Origin of the sequence: Bacillus sp. ME78 (assembly GCF_903970865.1) — a bacterium.
GTDB classification, from domain to species: Bacteria; Bacillota; Bacilli; order Bacillales; family Bacillaceae_G; genus Bacillus_A; species Bacillus_A cereus.
On the sequence record NZ_CAJCKK010000037.1, the window covers coordinates 1 to 21,675 of the forward strand.

The following is a 21,675-nucleotide window of genomic DNA, read 5'->3' on the forward strand; positions in this document are numbered from 1 at the left end:
GACCCTAACTCATAAGAACTTGTCATCGTTCCTAATGCATAATCTTCTATTTGCATACCGCCATCTTTATTTACAATTTTCTTTCCTGCCATTGATAAAATTTGACCGTTTTTCGGATTCATCATTACTACGAACGCACGATCCATCATCGGCTCTGCAGCATGAAAGGCTCGTAAATTCTTTTCAAGGCTTCCCTCTACTCTTTTCTGTAAATCCATATCGACTGTTAACATCAAGTTATTTCCACTTTTTCCTTCAGTCACTTTTTCTGTTCGAACAATCTTCCCTGCTTTATCCATAATATTTTTAGACTGTTCTTTCGTTCCATGTAGTGCATCTTCGTATTGTTTTTCGATGTAACTTTTACCAATACGGTCGTTTCGATTATAATCACGAACTAAATAATAATCTAATTGTTCTCTTGGCAACCCTTCATTTTCATTAGAAACGCTACCTAGTATAGAGCGCAGTATTTTATCATTTGGGTATTCACGTTCCCAATCTACTGTTGTATCCACTCCCGGTAAACTTGCCAACCTTTCACTAACGACAGCATATTCATTTTCACTTACATCTTTTTTAACGATTTGCGGCGTCATTTTATATCCCGCATTCATTTTGCTTTTAATTACTAATACTTCTATATCTTCCTTTGAAAGCTCATTTAATTCTTCTTGTGTAATTCTTTCCCGGCGCAGTTCTTCTACTTTTTTATCTAACTCTTTTCCTTCTATTTCTTGCTTTCTAAATTTACTCTCATCTTCTTTCGTTACTTTCGCTGCTGCCCGCTTTTCATTTAACTGCATCCAAAAATCTTTTTTATCTGTCTCTGTTAACTTATCCATGTCCTCTTGCGACATTTCAATTAGCTTAGCTAAATCTCTTGCTACTTGTAAAACTTCTTTCGAGTCCACTCCTCTCATTTTCGTATATGTAACGGTTCGTAATGGTTTATTATTTACAATAACGTGACCTTGTCGATCAAACATTTTCCCTCTAGGAACGGGAGTACTTACCGTTACATCTTCCTTTTTGTTTACTTCATTTCTATACGTTTCTCCATCAATGATTTGTACTTTACCTAATTGAATTATAATAGCTGAAAATAAAAGAAAGACAATAAAAAATAGTACATTTAACCGAAATGGAATATGAGTCTTTTTCTTTTTCGATTGTTTTTTCTGCTCCTTTTTCTGTCTCATTTCGCTCCCTCGCTTCATTCTATTAACATTTCTACGCAAAATCATTATGTATCAAATTTATTTATATGATATATATAGAATTTTATATTAATTACTAAAGAAATAAAAGATTTAATTTTCAGTTTTTTAATTTTATAACCTATTTATTACCATTCCCCTTCATACGTCATAACATGAATTTTATTCAAACAAAAAACTGAGGTGTTCTCTATACACCTCAGTTTTTCATAAAAATAATAACTTATTTAACCGACGATAACCCTTCAACAAACTCACCAATCTTATTTTGAAAAACAAAATCAAAGTTATATTCCTGTCCTGTTAACTCTTCATTTACTAAAATAGTTGTTGCTCCCACTTCCCTCTTTGCAATTTGCGGGAATGAAGCGACAGGCTGTACTTTTAGTGATGTTCCCATAACGATAAGCACATCTGTTTCATATAAACGTTTGATAGCATTTTGATATTGTGGCAATGTATCTCCGTATAAAACAACGTCTGGATTTAAAATGAAATTACACTTCTCACAACGCGGTACTTCATGATCAATCATATACTGTAAATCATAGCCTGATTTACATTTTGGACAATGTGCTGTTTGAAGTGTTCCATGTAAATCGATGACATGCTTACTGCCACCTAATTGATGTAAACCGTCAATATTTTGCGTTAAAATCGTAATATCTTTCCCTTGTTCTTCTAGCGCAGCTAAAAAGCGATGTCCACGATTTGGTTTATATTGATGGAACGTATTAATTTGAAAGATTTCTTTATAATGCTTCCAAAACTCTTTCGGACTTCGATTATAATACCCTCTTGATAAATACATCTCCACATTCGCATCAGCATACAACCCATTTGCTGAACGAAAATCTGGAATACCACTTTCCGTACTTGCACCAGCGCCTGTTAATACTGTAATTTTCTTCGCTTTTTCTAAAATTGAACGTACTTCTTCAAATTGTTGCACAAAAATCACCTCTATGTATTTTCCTATTCTTATTATACCAGTTGTTTACAGGAGGTGTTGTACAATTCATTTTACTTAATGCGTTGCGCCCCCAACCTCTACAATATCTACTTCAACTGTCGTCGTTACTTCGATTGCCAATTCTATCCCCTTACGAATAGTAGAAAGTGACATACTCGGTTGCCCTGGATAATTACTCGCTTGTTCTGGTAAGAACGGAATGTGAATGAATCCACCTTTTATTTTCTTATCATGTTTCTCTAGTTCATGCATAAGTCCATAGAATAAGTGATTACAAACGAATGTGCCTGCCGTCTGTGAAATAGATGACGATATGCCCTCTTCGCGAAGTTTTTTTACGATTGCTTTCATCGGAAGTGTAGACCAATATGCAATCACTCCTTCTTCTACAACTGGTACATCTACCGGCTGATACCCTTCATTATCAGCAATTCTTGCATCATCAATATTAATTGCGACACGTTCTATCGTAATATCTGGTCTGCCCCCAGCTTGTCCGATACATATAATAATTTCCGGCGCTAGTTCTTCTATATACTCTTTTAATACGCTTATTGATTTATGAAATACAGTTGGTACTTGTTTGCTTATTATCTTGTATTCTCCAATTGTTTTTTCATGCAAACCTTTTGCTACTTCCCAAGCTGGATTGATATTTTCTCCGCCAAACGGATCAAACCCTGTTAATAATACTGTTTTCATAGTTTTATCCTCCTAATTAGAAACGATATACAAGGCCGTACATAATAAACATATTTATGATAAAAATTGAAAGAGCAATTGGTACTTGCGCTTTAATAACCGCATTTTTATCCTTTAGCTCTAAAAGCATCGCAGGTACGATATTAAAGTTTGCTGCCATTGGTGTAAGCAGCGTTCCGCAATATCCAGCAAACATACCGAGTGCTGCCATAATTGCTGGGTTTCCGCCGTGCATTTGAACTATTAAAGGTAAGCCAATTCCGCCAGTAATAACAGCAAACGCTGCGAATGCATTTCCCATTACGACTGTAAATAGCATCATGCCTAAACAGTACGCCATAACAGCAACGAACGGATACTCTGTCGGTAGCACTTGTCCAACTAAGTCTGAAACAACTTGTCCAACGCCAGACTTCGCGAATATACCGCCAAGTGCTGCTAACATTTGTGGCAAAATAACAGCCCAGCCGACAGCTTGTAATAGTCTGCTTCCTTCTTGTACAGGCGTTGTTATTTTTGATTTTGTAATACGCATCGCCGCAACGAATGCGAGTAATGCACCAAGCGCTAATGCAACTAATGTTACTTTATCTGGATCAACAAGAGAGACATTTCCCCATTTAATTTTCCCTAACGTCAACGTACCGATAATTGTAAAAATAGGAATTAATAGTGCAGGCATAAAAATTTTATTTTTTAATTTCTCAGCATGTTTCACACGTTCTTGTACTGGAACTTCTTTTTCCTCTGATTTTGTTACTTTATTTAGTGAAGCTAAAACGACCATAGCGAGCACTATACAGCCAACGTAAAACGAAGGAATTACATTTCCGAATAAAAATGTAACTGCAAACAATGCCCAAAATAAACTAGAACCGAATCTGTTTGGATGTTCACGATCGAATGCGATACGAACAGCGATAAAAGCAACGATTATCCCTAATACATAATAGATTGTATCCATTGTGATGATGTTCATATTAAATTGCCTCCTTCTCTTCTTTTCCTTCTGCCTTCATTGTTTTCTCTATATATTTATCAAACCTTCTAAATCTAATCCAGCTTACAATAAGTGCAGATATTGCTGTCGGAATACCCCAAAGTGCCATATCCCATACTCCGACATGCATACCTACTGAATCGAAGAATCCTTTCATTAATAAAATAGCTCCAGTTGCGATGAAAATATCTTCTCCGAAAAACCAAGCTGTATTTTCAGCAGCTGCTGCGTTTGCTTTAATCTTTTCTCTTAATTTTTCAGGAAGTTTACCGTATTTACCTTGCGCGGCCCCTTCTGCCATCGGTGCAACGAGCGGCCTTACTGTTTGCGCATGCCCACCAATATTAAGCCCTAGTGCTGCTGATGATTCTCTTATCGTAAAATATGACATTAATACTCTTCCAGTTGTTGCTCCTTTTGATTTCGTTATAAGTGCTTCTGCTCTTTCTTTTAAACCGTAACGCTCTAAAATTCCGATTACCGGTAAAGTTAATATAATTGGCATAGACATATATCTATTTTCTATGAAAAATTTACCGAACATGCTGATCACATCATAAAAACTTAATCCTGAAACCATACCAGTAACAATACCTGCAACCATAACTACTAAAAGTGTATTTAATCTAAATAAAAAGCCCACTGCAACAAGTAGTATTCCGATTAATTTAATCATCCCAGCACTTCCCCCTATTTTTTATTTCGGTGCACAAATAGAAATATCATTAAGTTTGAATGTTCTGTATATTCTTTCTGCAAATTGCACTGCTTTTTCCCCATCACCGTGTAAACAAATTGTTTGCGCCTGAACTGCTACTTTCTCTCCATTGACCGCATTTACATGGCCTTCTTTCACCATTTGAAGTACTTGCTTTATCGCTTCGTCTTCATCTTTTATAAGCGCATTTTCTTCTGTACGGCTCGTTAATGTACCATCTTGCTTATATGTACGATCCGCAAAAGCCTCTTGTACAAGAGTTACTTTGTATTTTTCTGCAGCCTGTATAAACGCCTCGCTATTTGCTAATCCATAAAGTAATAGACTTGGATTTATATGATAAATTGCCTTTGCAATTGCATCTGCAATTTCCGGATTAGACGCCGCCATATTATATAAGGCACCGTGCGGCTTTACATGCTGCATTTTCCCGCCTGCCGCTTTCACAAATGCGTCTAATGTGCCTGTTTGATATAGAACATAATCGTATACTTCACTTGCTGAAACATTCATGTTTCTTCTACCAAATCCAATTAAATCAGGAAATCCAGGATGCGCCCCTATTGCTACGTTATGCTCCAAAGCTTTTTCAACAGTTTGACGCATAATAGACGGATCACCCGCATGAAAACCGCAAGCAACGTTTATAGAGGAAACGAACGGAAGAATCTCATCATCATTCCCCATTTTATAAGCGCCAAAACTTTCTCCTAAATCACAGTTTAAATCGATTGTAGTCATAATGTATTCCTCCTAATTTCAGCTTCGTAAAGCGATGAATTTCTTTAATAAATTCATATTTACTTCTTGTTCTATGTACAATTGTTCCGCTTCTTCAAGCGTAATTTTCTCAAAAGAAACATAGTCCCCCGGCTTTAGCTGGGCAAGAAGAGGTAAATCTACTGAAATGATATTTCCCATTCTCGGATAGCCACCTGTCGTTTGCCTATCTGCCATTAATATAATCGGCTGTCCACCATTAGGAACTTGAATGGTTCCAAATGTAACAGGACTCGATAAAATCTCTTTTTCTTCATTCCTATTTAAAACTTCTCCCTCAACCCTATAGCCCATACGGTCAGCATAATTAGATACCTTATACTCTTTCGTAAAAAATGCCTTTCTACTTTCTTCTGTAAATTGATCATATTCAAAGTCAGTTATGACACGAAGCTTTGGATGTTTCTTATACTTTGGTAGTACGCTGTTGCTAATTGCCCATTTCGTTTTTATTCTCGCATCTTTTTGTAAGTCTAGAATGAAACGACTCGCCATTTCTGGTTGTGCACCAATTTGGAAGTAGTCACCCTTTTTCAGCATTCTTCCTTCTATACCACCAATCGCAGCACGTATGTACGTACTTTTGCTTCCCATTGTACGTTCAATATGTATACCACCCGCAAAAGTTACATACGCTCTGCAACCACTTTTCACTTTTCCAAAACAAAGCATACTACCTTCTTCCGCTAAAATGGGACGCCATAACGGGATACGTTCTCCATTCAATAACGGTTCCATATCTGCTCCGCCAATCGCAAGTAAAGTCGTTTTCTTTATTAACAATTTAGGTCCCATAATCGTCATTTCGAGTCCCGCTTCATTCTCCTCATTACCAACTAACATATTGATCATCCGAAGTGCACTTTGATCCATAGTCCCGCCAACTGATACACCGTATTGTTGATAATGAGATCGCCCTAAATCTTGGACTGTTGTAAACATTCCTGCATGCAAAACCTCTACATCCATTCTTTAGCCCCCTCAAGTGATACGTACTCTTCCTTCGTTATTGGGATAAATCGTAAATACATACCGCTTTGAATAAAGGTTGGTGTTTCTTCTTCCGGATTAAATAAGGAGATTGGTGTTCGACCAATAATATTCCATCCACCCGGTGTTTCAAGTGGATAAATACCTGTTTGATTTCCGCCGATTCCTACCGAACCAGGTGAGATTTGTAACCGCGGTATTTCTTTTCTAGGTGTTTCTAATTCTTTTGATAGTCCTCCTAAATACGGGAACCCTGGTGTAAAACCTAGCATATATACAAAATATGTAGTTTCACTATGTATTCGAATCACATCTTCTACTTGTAAACCGTGATAATGCGCGACTTCTTCTAAATCTGGTCCATATTCTCCCCCGTAGCACACTGGTATAGAAATATGTTTCACATCCTGTTTTACTTCTTCTTTATAAGAATCACACAGCTCCTTTATATACTGGCGAACGTAATCATATGACCTTTCACTTCTCTCATTTCTCTTCCATACTTCGTATACATTGTAGTAAACAGCTAATGAAGTAAACGACGGAACGCACTCAATCATTCCTGCAAACGGATGTTGCTGCAGTGCTTGAAATAACCGCTGTACTTTCTCATATATATCCATCTTAATTTCTTCACCAAATGTAACAATAATTGCTTGATCCCCTAACGCAGAAAATTTCATCCTACTCCCTCTTTCTATGCCAAAAAGCCGAGTTCTTTCGAAATGCGATGTGCTGTTTCTTTCACCTTAGCGATAAAATATGAAATGTTATTTTCGCTGTACTCAATTGCTAATCCCGAAATACTCATACCTGCTACAACCGTTCCATCACTTGCGTAAATGGGCGCTGCTATTGCGGCTGTATGATTTTCTAACTCAGAATAACTAATTGTGTAGCCTTCCTTTTTTGCCATTTGCAACACTTCTAGCAATTGTTCCTTATCCACAATTGTTCCATCTGCAAACTGTTTTAAATCCACTTCCTCTATGTATCTCCGTTTCTCTTCCTCAGAAAAATACGATAGTAAAATTCTCGGACATGCACCAGCATAAAGCGGTGCTCTTCTTCCAACCGCCGTATACACGCGTACTGGCTGAACACCTTCCATCTTTTCAACATAAATTGCGTCATTACCATCTTGAATTATTAAATTAACTGCCTGTCCTAAACTATCTCTAAGTTCTTTCATATAAGGAATTGCTATATTCCTTACTGATAATCGTTGTGAAACAAGTTGACCGAACCGTAAAAATACGACCCCTAAACGATATTTCCCCTTTTCGTTTTTTTGTAAAAACTCCATCTCTTCTAACGAGCCAATTAAACGATAAACAGATGTTTTCGGCATATTTGTAAGCTGAACCATCTCAGTTAAACTTAGCTCTTCATGCTCATAAAACAACTCTAAAATATCCATTGTCTTAACTGCCGTTTTATTTATACTCATTCTATCTCCCTTTCGTTCCGAAAAACGGAACTTAAATTCCGTTTTTCGAAACAAACATATAATTTAAAATTATAAAATATTCTTTCAATTCTATCAATATTTTTTTCACGTACATAATCCGATATATTTTGTCCGCTATTAAAAAACAAAAATAATATGTGATTTATATAAAATGAAAGGCTCTTGGATGATTGAAAAAACTTTAACACGTGAAGAATGAACTATTAGTGAATGTAATTTATATTGGAGTGATTCGCTTCCTGACAGTGAATATAAAATTAACCCTAGAAATCACGACGGTTCAATTTCTAACGTTCACATTGCTACAAACCTATTAGAATAAAAGCTGCAATAAAAAAGTAAATATAAAGAGCATGTATTGATCAATACATGCTCTTCTCATAGTTATTCAAATTATTCTTTTTTAACATGATTGAATGTTCCTTCGTACAACTACTGAGTCTATTAGTTGTATATTACTTATTTTTCAAAATCGTTCTTTTAGCTTTTTTAATAATTCTAATAGTTGATTTTATGTCAGCATCCTTTTCCCATTCTTTACACAGGTTCATTACCCAATCCGGTTTAGTTTTACTTGCATCATTTAACCAGTTTCCAACCGAATCTTGTACATATTTTGATGGATCTGATTTAAGTAAATTAAGAATAGGAAGTGCTTTTTCAGGTTCTTGTTTTAATATTTCAATATGTTTACTCCATACACCTCGAGGACGAATAGATTCTACAGAGAACCTGCGAATATTCTCATCTTCACTTTTTGCCCATTCTACTAACAATTCCACACTTTCTTCTATATTTTGTGAAAGTTCTTCTCTAATAGACATCCAAGCAATTTCTCGAACACCAAAATGATGATCCGCCGCAAAAGGTCGAATGTATGTTAATGTATCTTTTAATGTGTCATTTGATTTTTTATTCATAAACGCTGCCCAACATCGTACACTATCTGAAATATGATTAGATAATTTTAACAGTACGTCTTCCTTATTTCTATCATTCTCTTTGAGTATAATTTCATCCAATAAAGTCCCTGTTATTCGTATGACTTTCATTCCTGTTTCAACGTTCTGTTTTTCTAATTCAGCTACTATACATTCCAAACTATTCTTGAGTCCTATTGAAGGTAAGACATTTTTAAGTAGTTCAATATGATTTATAGCTAGCCATTCTGTTAGATTAACACTTTCTACTTTCCCTTGCTGTAGTAATTGTAAGACCTCTTTAGGAATTTCGTTTACTTTCCTGGCTCCTTTCCTGTTTAAGATAATTTCTGATTCTTTCTTTATCATTTAAATTCCCTCCTTGCAATACTATCTTCAAATAAACAGAGGCCATTTTGAAAAGTAATAATCAAAATGACCTCTGTCTTTCTTAATTGAACATTCGGTTTTACAAAAAAATGTAATTTAAATCCACCGGAAGAATATTTCTCCCATACTTTTTCTTTATAACGCTCTTACTTGTTCCAACGGCCAGAAAACAGCTTGTCCTTTTCCGACAATTTCATCTTCTGAAATAAAGCCAAACATGCGACCATCCTTAGAAACTTCACGATTATCCCCTAAAACAAATACTTGGCCTTCTGGCACTTTCGTTTTCCCAGTGATTTGTTCTAACGTAAAGTCTGGAGTTAATACACGGCCTACTGCTTTTTCTTTAAACTTTTTTAAATATGGTTCTTCCATCGCTTTTCCGTTTACATATAAAACATCATTTTTATACTCAACTGTATCTCCTGGCAAACCAATTACTCGTTTTACTAAATCGTATCCTTCTTTTCCGTGGAAGACGATAATATCAAAGCGATCTAATCCACTTATACTATAACCAATCTTATTCACTAGAACTCGTTCGTTATTTTTTAAAGTGGGCATCATTGATTCACCTTGCACTAAAGAAGGTGTAAATAAAACACCGCGAATAATAGCAATTAATACAAGGGTAAAACCTATCGTTTTAGCCCAAGAGAATAATTCTTTCTTCGTATTTTCCTTCATCATTTCTCCTCTTTCTTAAGCACTTATTTTATGATTTTAACTAATTCTTGTACTAAATTAAGGTCTATTTCAGAAAAACATGATTTTCCTTCCCTTACCGCTGTACCGACATGAGCTTGCGAAATTCCAGTTTCATCTAGTAATCGCTTTATATTTTCTTTCGTCACGCCAGCTCCAGCTACAAGCTGAATTTGACCATCGCTTACCTTTTGCATTTCTGTAAGCACCGGAATATTCTCTACTATATTTCCTTGTCCACCTGAAGTTAGAACGTGAGTCACTTTATGAAACTTCTTTAAAGTGTTCATTGCTTCTACTGGATTTTCTATATCATCTATCGCACGGTGGTACGTTACATTTATTCCATCTACAACAGATAGTAAGTCCGCTAATTTCTCTTCATCCACTTCATTTCGTTCGTTTAATACGCCTAATACTACACCAGCTGCTCCTAACTTCTGCGCAACTATAATATCTTCTTTCATCATTTCAATTTCTTCTTCCGTATATGTAAAAGACTTCGCATGCGGACGAATCATAACATGAATTGGTATACTTACCGCTTCTACCGCTTTTTTTATAAAAGCATAACTCGGTGTTAAACCACCTTCTGTATAAGATGAAATTAATTCAATCCGCTTCCCGCCAGCGCTTTCAATTCGTTTTACATCTTCTAAACATGTTGCAATAACCTCTAGCATGAGATGACCTCTTTTCGTGCTTTTTTCTTATTATAACATTAGTAAAAATAAGAAGCCTAGCTTTCTCCTTTAAAACTTAAAAAAGAAGAATAAAAAGAAAGATTTTTTATTGGCAACGATTATTGGTAACATCCTATTATTCATGTACACTCCTACCATAATGAAAAAAGCCCTTCATTTTGACGGACTTTTCTAATTTCAAGCTTTTCTTTCCTCAGTTTTCATATCAATGCCTAATTGATCTTCCAATAAATTTACACCTTTCTTTGTAAGATGGACAGCTCGGTTCTTATCCGTTTTCGTAATCCATCCCTGTTCAAAAAGCAGTTTTGCAATTGCAGACCCTAACCAACCAGAAATATGGTAACGCCGTTCACTCCAATCAAGGCAAGGTTTTGCAAATACCCTCCTTTTTGTATCTGCCTCATCAACATTTATTCCAAAATTCAGAAACCATTCCTTACCTTGTTCCGTTACAATGTATTCTCCACCCTCTAAAATTATAAATTGCCTATCTAGTAATTTTTCAGTTATCTCTACACCGAGTTTGCCTGCAAGATGATCATAACAAGTTCGAGCATAACGAATTTGTTTTAGTTGGCTTGATTGTTTTAAAGAGCGAACTTGAACTGTTGGTGCAATTGTCCCTAACTTTTCAAGCACTTCTGCAACTTCTTGATTAGCAAGTCGATAGTAACGATGTCTACCATGTTGTTCAACTGTAAGTAAATTCCCTTCTACTAATTTAGAAAGATGCGAGCTAATTGTTGGATGTGACACTTTTGCCATATAAGCCAATTCACTAGCAGGTAGTGCCTGATTATTCATTAGACAATCTAAGATGATTGCTCTTGTAGGTTCAGCAATTAGTTTAGCTATATATGAGATATTCGGATATACATTCATATTTCGATGATACCCTAACTATTAAATTGATACAATTATTTTAAGTTTAATAGTAAAGGAGAATGTATTATGAATGCAATTGATCTTAGTATATTAAATTTAAAAGAAACGAGAAGGCGCTCAGAAAAATTATGGAATTCTCTTCCCGATAATTTTCTTAATTGGAAGCCTGATCCTGAGGCTATGTCCTTTGGTGAAATGATTCGTCACGTATGGAGCTCAACTTTTTACTATCATATGATTATAAAAAACAACGGTTCAATAAACGACATACGTACCCCGTATGATGACGAGCCAATTACTTGTGTAAAAAAAGAAATTGAATTGGCACAAGTATACTTTACTGACTTCATAGAACATGTACAATCAATAAGCATAGCCGAGCTAGATTCAACCCTTATTAATCGAAGCGATGTTGGCTATCAACGATATTTAGGCGATATGCTATTACGAATTGCCTATCATGATGCGGTCCATGCGGGTCAATTTTTACAATATTTGCGAATGGTTAACTTGGAAAGACCTTTAATTTGGGATTAAATACGAAAAATGTTTATACAGCCTCCAAACTGGCATTACAATAAGAATTTTTCAACAAGAAACAATCACAAAACCATGATAATCATTTATATTAAAAACCTACATCTCAACCAAGTACTTCATACACATAAAAAGCACGGGTTTGATTACTAATCAAACCCGTGCTTTCAAAACAACTATATTATCCATAAACAATAAAATGTAAGCTTTAAAAACTACGACCTAAACGCCGCGTCCGCCAGCATAGACAATGTTGCATCATCCATCGGCGGATTATGCAGTCCTGCTCTGACGTTTAAATAGTAACGATGGAGCGGATTTTTTTCTGATAAACTTTTTGCTCCTACGATGCGCATTGATTTATCCACTATGGATATCGCCGCATTTGTTACGGCGTATTTCACTGCCGCTAATTCTGCTTGCAGTGACAGTTTATCTTCTGCCTCATCGTATTTTTTCGCAATTTGATATAAAAAGACGCGAGCTTGCATAAGCTCGAGTTCTAATTCTCCAACTAATTTTCTAACATTCGGTAATAAACTAATAGAATGGTTTAAACTATTTGGCTTGTATGATCCCGCAAATTGAACTGCATAATTTCTTGCTGATTGTGCAATTCCTAAATAACATGCTGGTATATGTAGCAACCAGCCAATACCCTTTTGTTTTACTTTTCCGCCCTTCACATCCGTAAAAAAGCGGCTTTCTATCTCTACATTTTGTAAGACAAGGTCGTGGCTAGCAGTCCCTCTCATTGCAACGCTATCCCACGTTTCTTCAATAGATACACCGAGTGTATTTCTTGGAATGACAAACTCACCAACTTCTTCTTGGCCTTCAATACTCGCTGAAATAATAAAATAATCAAGTACTGGCGCCATCGTTGTAAAAGTTTTTCTTCCATTTATAACCCACTTCTCGCCTTGTTGAACCGCTATTGTTTCTGGTTTACCGCCACGCGTCGGACTCCCTGTTTTCGGTTCTGTTGCTGCCCTGTTAAAGAGCGCACCATTACGTACTTCTTCGCAAAACCATTTGAACATCTCATCATTCCAAGAGTGATTTTCCGCTAGCTCCTTCACAATGCCAAGATGCCAGCCAATCGATAATGCAGTAGCTCCGCAGCCTTCCGCGATTTTCTCTTGAAATAAAACGAAGTCATATAAAGAAATCGCACTACCACCAAATTCCTTCGGTAACGTTAATTTCGTATATCCAATATCTTTCAAATCATTTATATTTTCATACGGAAATGATCCTAATTCACTTAGCTGATGCTCCCTTTCCATGAACTTCGGAATCAATTTATTTATTTTCTCAATAATTAAAGACTGTTCTTCTGTTTCAACAAATGAGAGTGCCATACTATAATCTCCTTTATCCCGCATTAACGGGCAGTAAAACTCCCACCTAAAAATTCAGGTGAAGCAAAGGAAGTTAGGTGGGGGATCAACTGCCCGTAAACGCCCGATTGGTTCAACTAATAATCAGTGAGAAACCCACCCACTGATTAAAGTTTCACTTTATGCTCGATTCATAAACCGTTCATTTTGTCATTATGATTATATGAAGCTACCTCTCTATTGTTTCACTATTCCGATAAAAATACAATGTTTTTGACTAATAAGAAAAGTGCCTATTTAAGGCTAGATCCTTTTCTTATATTAGTCCCCCTTCAATGCTTTTAACGGCAAAGAGGTTACATATCCAATATACGAGAATAATTCTTTAAAGAAGAATGGTATTTCTGTATCTAACGTTTTATATGCTGATGTCGGCGTTGGTGAAGCATACGCTTCAATATTAATATGTTTTGCGATTCTCATTGCGCGTTTCATATGAAGTGGATCACTTACAATCGTGTATGTTTGTATGCCGTTCTCTATTCCAACTTGCTTCGCATTTTTTAAATTTTCTTCAGTGAAAAGGGATTTAGTTTCAATTAAAATATCTTCCTCTTTTACACCTTGTTTCATTGCATATACTCTTGCAGTACGTGCTTCCTCAAGTTCTGCCTCGAACTTTGTACCACCTGTAAAAATAATCTTTTTAATATTTCCGTTCCTATATAAAGAAATCGCATGATTAATTCTTTCTTTAAATACAGGAGATGGTTTTCCGTTCCATGAAGCTGCGCCTAGTACGATACCAGCATCCGTTTTCACGTCATCATTTGCTTTAAAACGATAACTCCAAATATCGTAAGCTGCATAACTTACATATAAAATAGCAGAACAAATCATTAGTAAAAATACTTGAAAGATTCGTCTTTTCTTACTTTTCTTATTTTCTTTCATTTGTAATTGCCTCCGTACATCATCCATACTTCTATAAAAAACATTTATATCAAATCGTTTTGTTTGAGTTTATTTAAAAGAAGGAACTTTACTTGTTATTTATGTATAAAAGGGTTTTCATTTAAAATTGAGGATTATCAATTCATTTTCATTTGCGGTTTTCATTACATTTTTTAAATTCATAAGTTTATTACCATACAACTACATTGTAACGAATTTTTTCTCAGAAGGGAACGATGAAACAAAAGGAATTAAAATAAAGTAGCATTTTGTAAGAAAAAAGGTATATTTTTCATATCTCACGAACAATATACCTTTCAAAACACGAATTATAACTTTTCTTTATACAACTCTAATTTTTCTAACAATTGTTCTTTTACGCCTGGCCATTCACTCGAGATAATACTGTACACCACCGCATCTCTCACATAACCATTCGGTAATTTTCTTTCATTTCGAAGCACACCCTCTTTTACTGCGCCTAACCTTTCAATTGCTCGTTGTGCTTTTTCATTTCTTGCATCCGTCTTAATTTGCACTCTCAGCATATGCAATTTTTCAAAAGCATACTGAAGAAGCATATACTTACACTCTGTATTTATACTTGCACGTTGCACACTCGGATGATACCACGTTTGCCCTAATTCAACTGTCTTATCTTCTACTGAAATATTATATAAACGTGTACTTCCTACAATCTTATTCGACTGTTGATCTACGACTATGAAAGGTATTTGAGTACCTCTTCCGTAACCCTTTATCGCTTTTTGAACGTATTGTTGCATATCTTGCACACTATCCATTTTAGAGATTAAATACGCCCAAATATCCCGATTTCCTTCTACAATCGAAAACAAAGTTTCGACATCAGTATTATCCATTAACCGCAACTTTGCTCTTTCGTGAATAATTTCCATTTTTAAGCCCCCTTTGTTGTTACTATAACATATCACTAACATCGTTTTATTAATATATAAATAAAAATAAATTCAAACCGTAAACATATAGTACATCTAAAAATTATAAGTGCGATGCCTTTATTCAAGCATCGCACTTATAATTTTGCACTACCTACGATTTTACGATAAATATTCATTTACACAATTTAGTAAACGCCATATATTTAGAACTTACATTATAGTTCAAAGCAACAAATAAGCAATCGGCGTAATGATAAGCAACGTTAAAATCGTTCTCTGCACATACAGAATAATAAGTTCTGATACTTTTAACGGAATATCTGTTGATAATATACAAGGAATGGAAGCGGAGAAAAACAGTATAGATGATACGGAAACAACTGCAATGACAAACTTTGTCACAAGTGGCGCACTTACAACTAATAATGACGGTAAAAACATTTCTGCAATACCAACGGATGCCGCTTTAGCAGCTAAGTCTGCTTCCGGTAATTGTAATAGCCATGTAAACGGATAGAAAATATAACTGATCCAATCAAATATTGGCGTGAACTTCGCTAAGACGATACCAATTAATCCTACTGACATAATGGATGGTAAAATTCCCATTGTCATAATAAATCCGTCTTTTAAATTCACTGCAATATTTTTCATAATGCTCGGTGCAGACTTTGATACTTCTAACGCATCTTCCCAAGCACGTTCTAACATTTTCTCTTTATAAACAGGCTCTGGAAACCCTTCTTCTGTTACATATGTATCTGGTTTTCTACTAAGGGGTGGGATTCTTACGGTGATAGCAGTCACGATGAATGTTACAACAAGTGTAGTCCAAAAATAAACATTCCATAAATGCATAATATCTAATGTTTTTGCGATGATGATCATAAATGTAGCGGATACTGTAGAAAATCCTGTAGCGATAATTGCCGCTTCTTTTGTCGTATACTTTCCTTCTTTATACACGCGGTTCGTAATAAGAAGGGCAAGCGAATAACTTCCAACGAAGGACGCAACTGCATCAATCGCCGATCTCCCCGGCGTATTCCATAATGGCCTCATAATCGGACGACAAAATGTACCGATAAATTCAAGCAATCCATATCCGACTAATAACGCTAAAAACGCCGAGCCAATTGGAACGAGCAGACTTACTGATATGACTAGCTTCTCATACAAAAACGGCCCAACATCTGGCGCAAAGAACCAAGCTGGTCCTACTTTTAAACAATATAATATACCAAAAACAACGCCAACTACTTTTAAAATAGAAAAACAAATGTCTACGATAGATGCATTCCATTTCTTCGTATAAAATGGATAAATCGCACCAATTGCCATAACAAATAATGCATAATAAGGTACTATGCCAGGAACGGAAGCCCTAATCCACGATACGATATGATCAATCATAATAGACGATGCACCGTTTATCGTAACAGGAACGAAAAACATAAACACTCCAACAAGACTAGCAAGTATAAACCGAAGAATAATCCCCTTCTCTCGCCCTGTCTTAATTACATTACTCTTTAATTCAATTTCACTCAAAATTCGACACCTCCTATTATCTAAATATTCTGTATAATTATGTTATATTCCTTCCATTTCTACTATTTAATCATATGAAAAAGCCTATTTTAAAATAGGCTTTTCTATTACCTCTCATAATCATCCACAATCACTTGAATGATACGATACGATTCTTCTGCTACTTTTTCATTACTATCCCTATTCGCATCATATGTAATTAACGCCTTCCAAAGTGCCCATCCTCTCGCTCTATTCCACGTCTCTTCATCCATGCGTAATACTTCTTTAAATACATTTCTACTATTTTCATCAAAAAACGTCCACGCCATCGCTGCATCACAAGCAGGATCTCCTACACCTAAAATACCAAAATCAATTACAGCACAAAGCTTTCCATCTTTAACGAGTAAATTCCCTGGCGCTACATCTCCATGAACCCAAACTGGCTTACGATCCCATGTTGAACTAAGTGCTAAATTCCAAAGGTGCTTTAATAATGCCTCGTCAAAAACATCCTTATTATTTTCAATAGCAACTCTCGCCTCTTCATCATATACAGATATAAGTCCGCCCCGGTAAAAATTATGTGTTCCAGCTAAAGGTCCATTACTCGCATTAATAGATTGCAATTCTACTAAAAAAGATCCTAAGTCCGCTGCAAATTCATTTAAATCACGAACGTTTTGTTTCGTAACTGTTTCTCCCTCTATCCACTTATTAATAGACCAAGGCAATGGATACGCTTCAGACGGATTTCCTTTCGCAAGTGGGGTAGAAATCGGTAAAGAAAGCCCCTTACTTAATATAGGAAGCCAACTATTTTCTTTCTCTACTTGCGGTGCATATGCCACATCACTTGGCAATCTTACACTCATCTCATCCCCTAAGTGAAACGTCCTATTATCATGCCCACTAAACTTTACAGGTTTCACTTCTAAATGGGCCCATTCAGGAAACTGTTCCTGTATTAACTTTTCAACTAAACTTACGTTAATTGGATGCATTCACATTCTCCTTTTCTTTTGAAACTTACTAAGCCCATCCGTACTTCCAACATATTCAAAACTATTTTTCTTATAAAAATCATTCAACGTACGATTATGCCCCACGCAATCTAACTTCAAATACTCTTTATCACATTGCACATTCTCTTCTACCCACCGTAAAATCCATTCTCCTATTCCATTTCCCTTATACTTCCGTTTCACCGCAAATCTATGAATATATAATGAATTAGAAACTTCCTCTTTACCAAAAATATGTTCATCCCATTCATTTTGTTTAGGAGAAACTGTAACCGTACCAACTATTTCAGCTTCTTTCAGAACAACATATGTATATTTCTCTCTTATACATTCTAGTATTTCAGCCGTAGCTTCCTCTCCTAAAAGATACTGCCACTGATCCACTTCTTTATATTGTAGCCATTGTGCTACCTCTTTTAATAAAAGGATAATACTATCACTTTCATTTTCAGTAGCAATTCGAATTGCATATTCTTTACTTATATTTCTCTCCATATTGCCTTTCCCCTTTCAAATTGCTACCATACTGACAAACGAGTCCTTCCATCATTTTCATCTGTAATATATTCTACATAAAATCCTTGATTCACTGCGTTTTCATACATCATTTCAATCTCTTCTTGGTTTTTCGCATAAATTTGTATATACTCACCATCCGCTACTAATACGACTACTTCACACTTACTCTCCTTAAATTCTTCAAATGTTGCAATTTCTCCTATTACCTCTCCTTTTGGACATGCTTTTAGATCTAAAAATAAAAGATAATATATGTTATCTTTTATTAGCTTTTTTAATTCTGATCCTTCCATGATCTCGTTATCTTCTGAAAATAATTCTGGACCTAATTCATCTCCTATTATTATATAAGCTTCCTCCCTTCCCATGACTTGCCAATCAAATACAGTAATATCAATTGGCTTTAATACTTTCCAAAGTAAATTATCATATCCATCTAGAATATCTACTGTAATCCCTCTTTTCATATGCTTGCTCCTAACTTATTCATTTTCGTTTCATACATTATATATCAAATGTAATTACTATATTTTGTCGATACATATGTACATCATAAAAAAACCGCTCCACTACTAGCGAAACGGTTTCCTTCTGCTTATATTTACATATCTTATTCAATTGTTGCGCTACGTTTTAAAATGTTTTTTAATATATGCACCACATCAGTCGTTCATTCTTAATGCTCACTTCGACTTCACGAAGTAATATAAAAACCATACTGCATGATTTTGTTCATCCGCAGCTATTCTCCGTAACAACTCTTTCAAATGTGCATCCGATGTCTCATCTGAAATTTCCAAATAAAAATCTACTGTTTTTTGTTCATCTTGTATAGCGAACTCTAATCCTTGTAAATACGTATTTGGGCAGTCTTCAGTAATTTGTGGTTTTGGCTGCCTACCAGTTAAGTTCGTATAAATTTGTACAAAGTTTTGGAAATGCTTTATTTCATCATTACGAATTTCAAGAATTTGTTTTTGTTCTACTTGATTTGGAGCCATATTCGCTAATTTTGCATAGCAGCTTATAGCGCTATACTCTCCGTTTATAGCTTTTTCAATATCACTAATCAACTTATCATTTTGTCTATACCAATCATAATAATTCGAATTATACATCGTATCCCTCCATACTTTCGCTTAACATTTTATGCATTTAGAAATGGTAGGAGCCTGTGTATATAACGGGACGACTTTAGATTGAAAGTAAAGTTTGAGAAAAGGGTCTATTTTGCAAAGGAATTGCTTATTCATAAAGTGAAACTATAATCAGTGGGGATTTTACTACACGGCAAATAGCGGATAAAATATCACTATTTTTTGTACGCTGTTGCTATAAATTCGCGAATGAATCAGGTTTCCAACCAGATGTGGTGTTGAGATGCGAAGCTATTATGAATCCAATCATATAACTAGGAGGTACCACTATGCCATCTTTATTTAAACCTATGGCCTTCCAGCTGAAAACCGAAAGACTTGAGCTTAGTATGTGGGAGGAATCCGATTCCGTTTGGCTGAGCAAATTAATTGGCGAACGTGGTGTGGACATTCCAGCCGTTGATTCCGTTCGTAACCGGCTCATTGAGATGCGCAAGAAGACAGAGGAAAATGGCATTTCCCTTCTCACTATTCGAAGGCGCAATGAAGGTGATTTCATCGGATACTGTGGCTTAATTATTGGACGTTCCACACTTGAAGAGCCAGAGATTGCATACGAGTTGTTCCGCAGCGCTCATGGTAAAGGTTATGCGACTGAGGCGGCATCTGTTGTGCTGGACGCGGCGATTGCTACTGGACGCCAAAGACTTTGGTCGACTGTAGGCGCTTGGAATATCGCTTCCCTCCGGGTACTAGAAAAGATAGGATTTAAGCGGCATCACAGTACGTGGGATGACGAACGTGGTGAAATTGTTTGGAACGTACGCGATCTTTAGAGATTCCGACTTAATTCTAAGGCGACAACAGCAGATACTCATTCTTCAGCTTTTAGATTTCATCACAAAAAAGCCGTTTCACTAATTTAGTGAAACGGCTTTTTTTAAGCGTTCAATTCTGTTTTATGCCCTTTTACTACAACTACACTACGTTTGAATGCAGTTGCTAATATAGTAACCATACTTACTATACCAATCCAAACGAGTACAGTAACAGGTGTATTCCAGCTTAACCCTTTTCCGAAGAAGAAGATTTCTCTTAGGCCTTCAATCATAAATTTCATTGGTAACCATGAGTAAACCCAGTCTTGATAAAACGGAGACAACATCTCAGGTGCTAATGATAATAACGGCGCCCCGAAGAATAGTAATAAAGCGAATAAACCGATTCCTTTTAGCCCAACTAATGAAAGTACCGCAGATATCATTAAGAAGAAACTAAAAGAAGTAATGGATAAGAATAGAGCTGTATCCGTGAAGTTCGAAATATTTAATCCTACCATCCCATCTGCAATCCATGTAAGACCAAATCCAATTACAAGTGCCGCAATAGCTCCTGTTACGATTTGTTTTACTTTCAATATAAAGTTTTCTTTTCGTGAACTTACCGGTATTTTACTAATCGCAATAAAAATAATCGCTGCGCTCGCTAAACTTGCAATCCATAACGGCTGGAACAATGATATTGGTGAATTACCGTTCGCACTATTTTTGCCGACCTCATTCACATTTTTCACGTTCTTTACAATAGGTGTTACTAATTTCTCAGCTTGATCTGTTGTTACAGTAGCTCCTTTTGTTTTCAACCCTTCTAATATTTGTGTACGAACAGTATTGTTCATATTATCAACCACGCCATTTAATATTTGTCCTGCCATAGTTGATGCAGCCGTATTCATTCCTTGATTAATATATATTTCTATCTCAGGTGAAGATGGCTGTGGTGTGCGTAACGATGCTTGTTTTGCACTAAATTCTTTCGGGATGACTAATGCCGCGTAATACTCTTTATTGTTTAATCCCTTTTGAACGGCTTCTTTATTTTTTACTTCTACCCACCTCACTGCGGGTTCTTCCTCTGATTTCGCTGTTTTTTTCATGTTATCAACGATCGTTTGTCCCATATTCATTTTCGGTTGATTTGGAATTTCTACACCTTGATCCTCATTTACAATTGCAATTGGCAAGTTTTTCGACTGCGGTTGAACAGTTGGAAATAACGTTAATGAAAAAATAAAAACAACAAGTAGTGCAATAACTGGTGATAACAATAAAAGTTTATTTTTAAACATCTTCTTTTCTCCTCCTTTAATTTGATTTATAATAATCAACAACGTGTTGTTTATTTATATTTTGAATTATATGTTCGAGTTGAAACTTATACAATAATCAAAAATCGTGAATGTGTCGGTTATAAGACACATTTTCTAAATGTGTTGAGTAAAATTAA

23 protein-coding genes and 1 pseudogene are annotated in these 21,675 nt (G+C 35.7%); 2 read left to right on the forward strand and 22 right to left on the reverse strand.

The features are described from left to right. The 13 genes and pseudogenes from H6481_RS25100 to H6481_RS25160 all read right to left on the reverse strand — a co-directional run. Positions 1 to 1,202 (reverse strand): annotated as a pseudogene (locus H6481_RS25100) (penicillin-binding transpeptidase domain-containing protein); the annotation flags it as partial. A 241-nt stretch (positions 1,203 to 1,443) separates the two neighbouring features. Continuing rightward, complete coding sequence (locus tag H6481_RS25105; RefSeq protein WP_016081081.1) at positions 1,444 to 2,172, reverse strand: NAD-dependent protein deacylase; 729 nt, start codon at positions 2,170 to 2,172, stop codon at positions 1,444 to 1,446. A 75-nt stretch (positions 2,173 to 2,247) separates the two neighbouring features. After that, the gene (gene pcp, locus H6481_RS25110; protein WP_182813475.1) at positions 2,248 to 2,895 is read right to left on the reverse strand and encodes a pyroglutamyl-peptidase I; all 648 of its coding nucleotides are present in this window, start codon (positions 2,893 to 2,895) and stop codon (positions 2,248 to 2,250) included. Positions 2,896 to 2,911: 16 nt separating this feature from the next. After that, positions 2,912 to 3,874 (reverse strand): DUF979 domain-containing protein, encoded by a 963-nt coding sequence (locus tag H6481_RS25115; RefSeq protein WP_001021658.1) that lies wholly within the window; start codon positions 3,872 to 3,874, stop codon positions 2,912 to 2,914. A 1-nt stretch (position 3,875) separates the two neighbouring features. Beyond that, on the reverse strand, positions 3,876 to 4,571 hold the full coding sequence (locus tag H6481_RS25120; protein ID WP_000593392.1) for a DUF969 domain-containing protein: 696 nt from the start codon (positions 4,569 to 4,571) through the stop codon (positions 3,876 to 3,878). A gap of 21 nt (positions 4,572 to 4,592) precedes the next feature. Continuing rightward, entirely contained in the window at positions 4,593 to 5,354 is a 762-nt protein-coding gene (gene pxpA, locus H6481_RS25125) for a 5-oxoprolinase subunit PxpA (RefSeq protein ID WP_182813477.1), read from the reverse strand. 18 nt (positions 5,355 to 5,372) lie between these two features. Continuing rightward, a complete protein-coding gene (locus H6481_RS25130; protein ID WP_182813479.1) occupies positions 5,373 to 6,362 on the reverse strand; it encodes a biotin-dependent carboxyltransferase family protein in 990 nt (329 codons plus the stop codon). Continuing rightward, complete coding sequence (gene pxpB / locus H6481_RS25135) at positions 6,353 to 7,066, reverse strand: 5-oxoprolinase subunit PxpB (protein ID WP_053564099.1); 714 nt, start codon at positions 7,064 to 7,066, stop codon at positions 6,353 to 6,355. Before pxpB ends, H6481_RS25130 begins: the two co-directional genes overlap by 10 nt. A gap of 14 nt (positions 7,067 to 7,080) precedes the next feature. Then, positions 7,081 to 7,833 (reverse strand): IclR family transcriptional regulator, encoded by a 753-nt coding sequence (locus H6481_RS25140; RefSeq protein WP_182813481.1) that lies wholly within the window; start codon positions 7,831 to 7,833, stop codon positions 7,081 to 7,083. A gap of 476 nt (positions 7,834 to 8,309) precedes the next feature. Beyond that, complete coding sequence (locus tag H6481_RS25145; RefSeq protein ID WP_182813483.1) at positions 8,310 to 9,143, reverse strand: DNA alkylation repair protein; 834 nt, start codon at positions 9,141 to 9,143, stop codon at positions 8,310 to 8,312. Positions 9,144 to 9,299: 156 nt separating this feature from the next. Further along, the gene (gene lepB / locus H6481_RS25150) at positions 9,300 to 9,851 is read right to left on the reverse strand and encodes a signal peptidase I (protein WP_000662498.1); all 552 of its coding nucleotides are present in this window, start codon (positions 9,849 to 9,851) and stop codon (positions 9,300 to 9,302) included. A 23-nt stretch (positions 9,852 to 9,874) separates the two neighbouring features. Then, a complete protein-coding gene (locus tag H6481_RS25155) occupies positions 9,875 to 10,552 on the reverse strand; it encodes a copper homeostasis protein CutC (RefSeq protein WP_053564095.1) in 678 nt (225 codons plus the stop codon). Positions 10,553 to 10,750: 198 nt separating this feature from the next. After that, on the reverse strand, positions 10,751 to 11,458 hold the full coding sequence (locus H6481_RS25160) for a helix-turn-helix transcriptional regulator (protein ID WP_063547792.1): 708 nt from the start codon (positions 11,456 to 11,458) through the stop codon (positions 10,751 to 10,753). Between the two features lie 69 nt (positions 11,459 to 11,527). On the opposite strand from H6481_RS25160, the gene H6481_RS25165 reads away from it, so the two are divergent. After that, positions 11,528 to 11,998 (forward strand): DinB family protein, encoded by a 471-nt coding sequence (locus tag H6481_RS25165; protein WP_182813485.1) that lies wholly within the window; start codon positions 11,528 to 11,530, stop codon positions 11,996 to 11,998. Positions 11,999 to 12,213: 215 nt separating this feature from the next. On the opposite strand, the gene H6481_RS25170 is transcribed toward H6481_RS25165, so the two are convergent. The 8 genes from H6481_RS25170 to H6481_RS25205 all read right to left on the reverse strand — a co-directional run bounded on the left by H6481_RS25170 (position 12,214) and on the right by H6481_RS25205 (position 19,410). Beyond that, positions 12,214 to 13,362 carry an acyl-CoA dehydrogenase family protein gene (locus tag H6481_RS25170; RefSeq protein ID WP_182813487.1) on the reverse strand — a complete coding sequence of 383 codons (1,149 nt, stop codon included), beginning with the start codon at positions 13,360 to 13,362 and terminating at the stop codon, positions 12,214 to 12,216. Between the two features lie 300 nt (positions 13,363 to 13,662). Beyond that, positions 13,663 to 14,295, reverse strand: coding sequence for a YdcF family protein (locus tag H6481_RS25175; RefSeq protein WP_000662218.1), 633 nt, complete (start codon positions 14,293 to 14,295; stop codon positions 13,663 to 13,665). 329 nt (positions 14,296 to 14,624) lie between these two features. Next, the gene (locus H6481_RS25180) at positions 14,625 to 15,212 is read right to left on the reverse strand and encodes a GNAT family protein (RefSeq protein WP_182813489.1); all 588 of its coding nucleotides are present in this window, start codon (positions 15,210 to 15,212) and stop codon (positions 14,625 to 14,627) included. Positions 15,213 to 15,437: 225 nt separating this feature from the next. Continuing rightward, positions 15,438 to 16,766: a YjiH family protein gene (locus tag H6481_RS25185; RefSeq protein WP_063547798.1), complete on the reverse strand. Its 1,329-nt coding sequence runs from the start codon at positions 16,764 to 16,766 to the stop codon at positions 15,438 to 15,440. A gap of 107 nt (positions 16,767 to 16,873) precedes the next feature. Continuing rightward, on the reverse strand, positions 16,874 to 17,752 hold the full coding sequence (locus H6481_RS25190; RefSeq protein WP_182813491.1) for an aminoglycoside phosphotransferase family protein: 879 nt from the start codon (positions 17,750 to 17,752) through the stop codon (positions 16,874 to 16,876). Continuing rightward, the gene (locus H6481_RS25195) at positions 17,753 to 18,268 is read right to left on the reverse strand and encodes a GNAT family N-acetyltransferase (RefSeq protein ID WP_000440749.1); all 516 of its coding nucleotides are present in this window, start codon (positions 18,266 to 18,268) and stop codon (positions 17,753 to 17,755) included. Positions 18,269 to 18,291: 23 nt separating this feature from the next. After that, complete coding sequence (locus H6481_RS25200) at positions 18,292 to 18,759, reverse strand: DUF2691 family protein (protein WP_000820196.1); 468 nt, start codon at positions 18,757 to 18,759, stop codon at positions 18,292 to 18,294. A 216-nt stretch (positions 18,760 to 18,975) separates the two neighbouring features. Then, positions 18,976 to 19,410: a ferritin-like domain-containing protein gene (locus H6481_RS25205; protein ID WP_000282835.1), complete on the reverse strand. Its 435-nt coding sequence runs from the start codon at positions 19,408 to 19,410 to the stop codon at positions 18,976 to 18,978. A 308-nt stretch (positions 19,411 to 19,718) separates the two neighbouring features. On the opposite strand from H6481_RS25205, the gene H6481_RS25210 reads away from it, so the two are divergent. Then, positions 19,719 to 20,225: a GNAT family N-acetyltransferase gene (locus H6481_RS25210; protein WP_001139521.1), complete on the forward strand. Its 507-nt coding sequence runs from the start codon at positions 19,719 to 19,721 to the stop codon at positions 20,223 to 20,225. 104 nt (positions 20,226 to 20,329) lie between these two features. On the opposite strand, the gene H6481_RS25215 is transcribed toward H6481_RS25210, so the two are convergent. After that, the gene (locus H6481_RS25215; protein WP_182813509.1) at positions 20,330 to 21,556 is read right to left on the reverse strand and encodes a DUF3533 domain-containing protein; all 1,227 of its coding nucleotides are present in this window, start codon (positions 21,554 to 21,556) and stop codon (positions 20,330 to 20,332) included. Positions 21,557 to 21,675 lie beyond the last annotated feature (119 nt).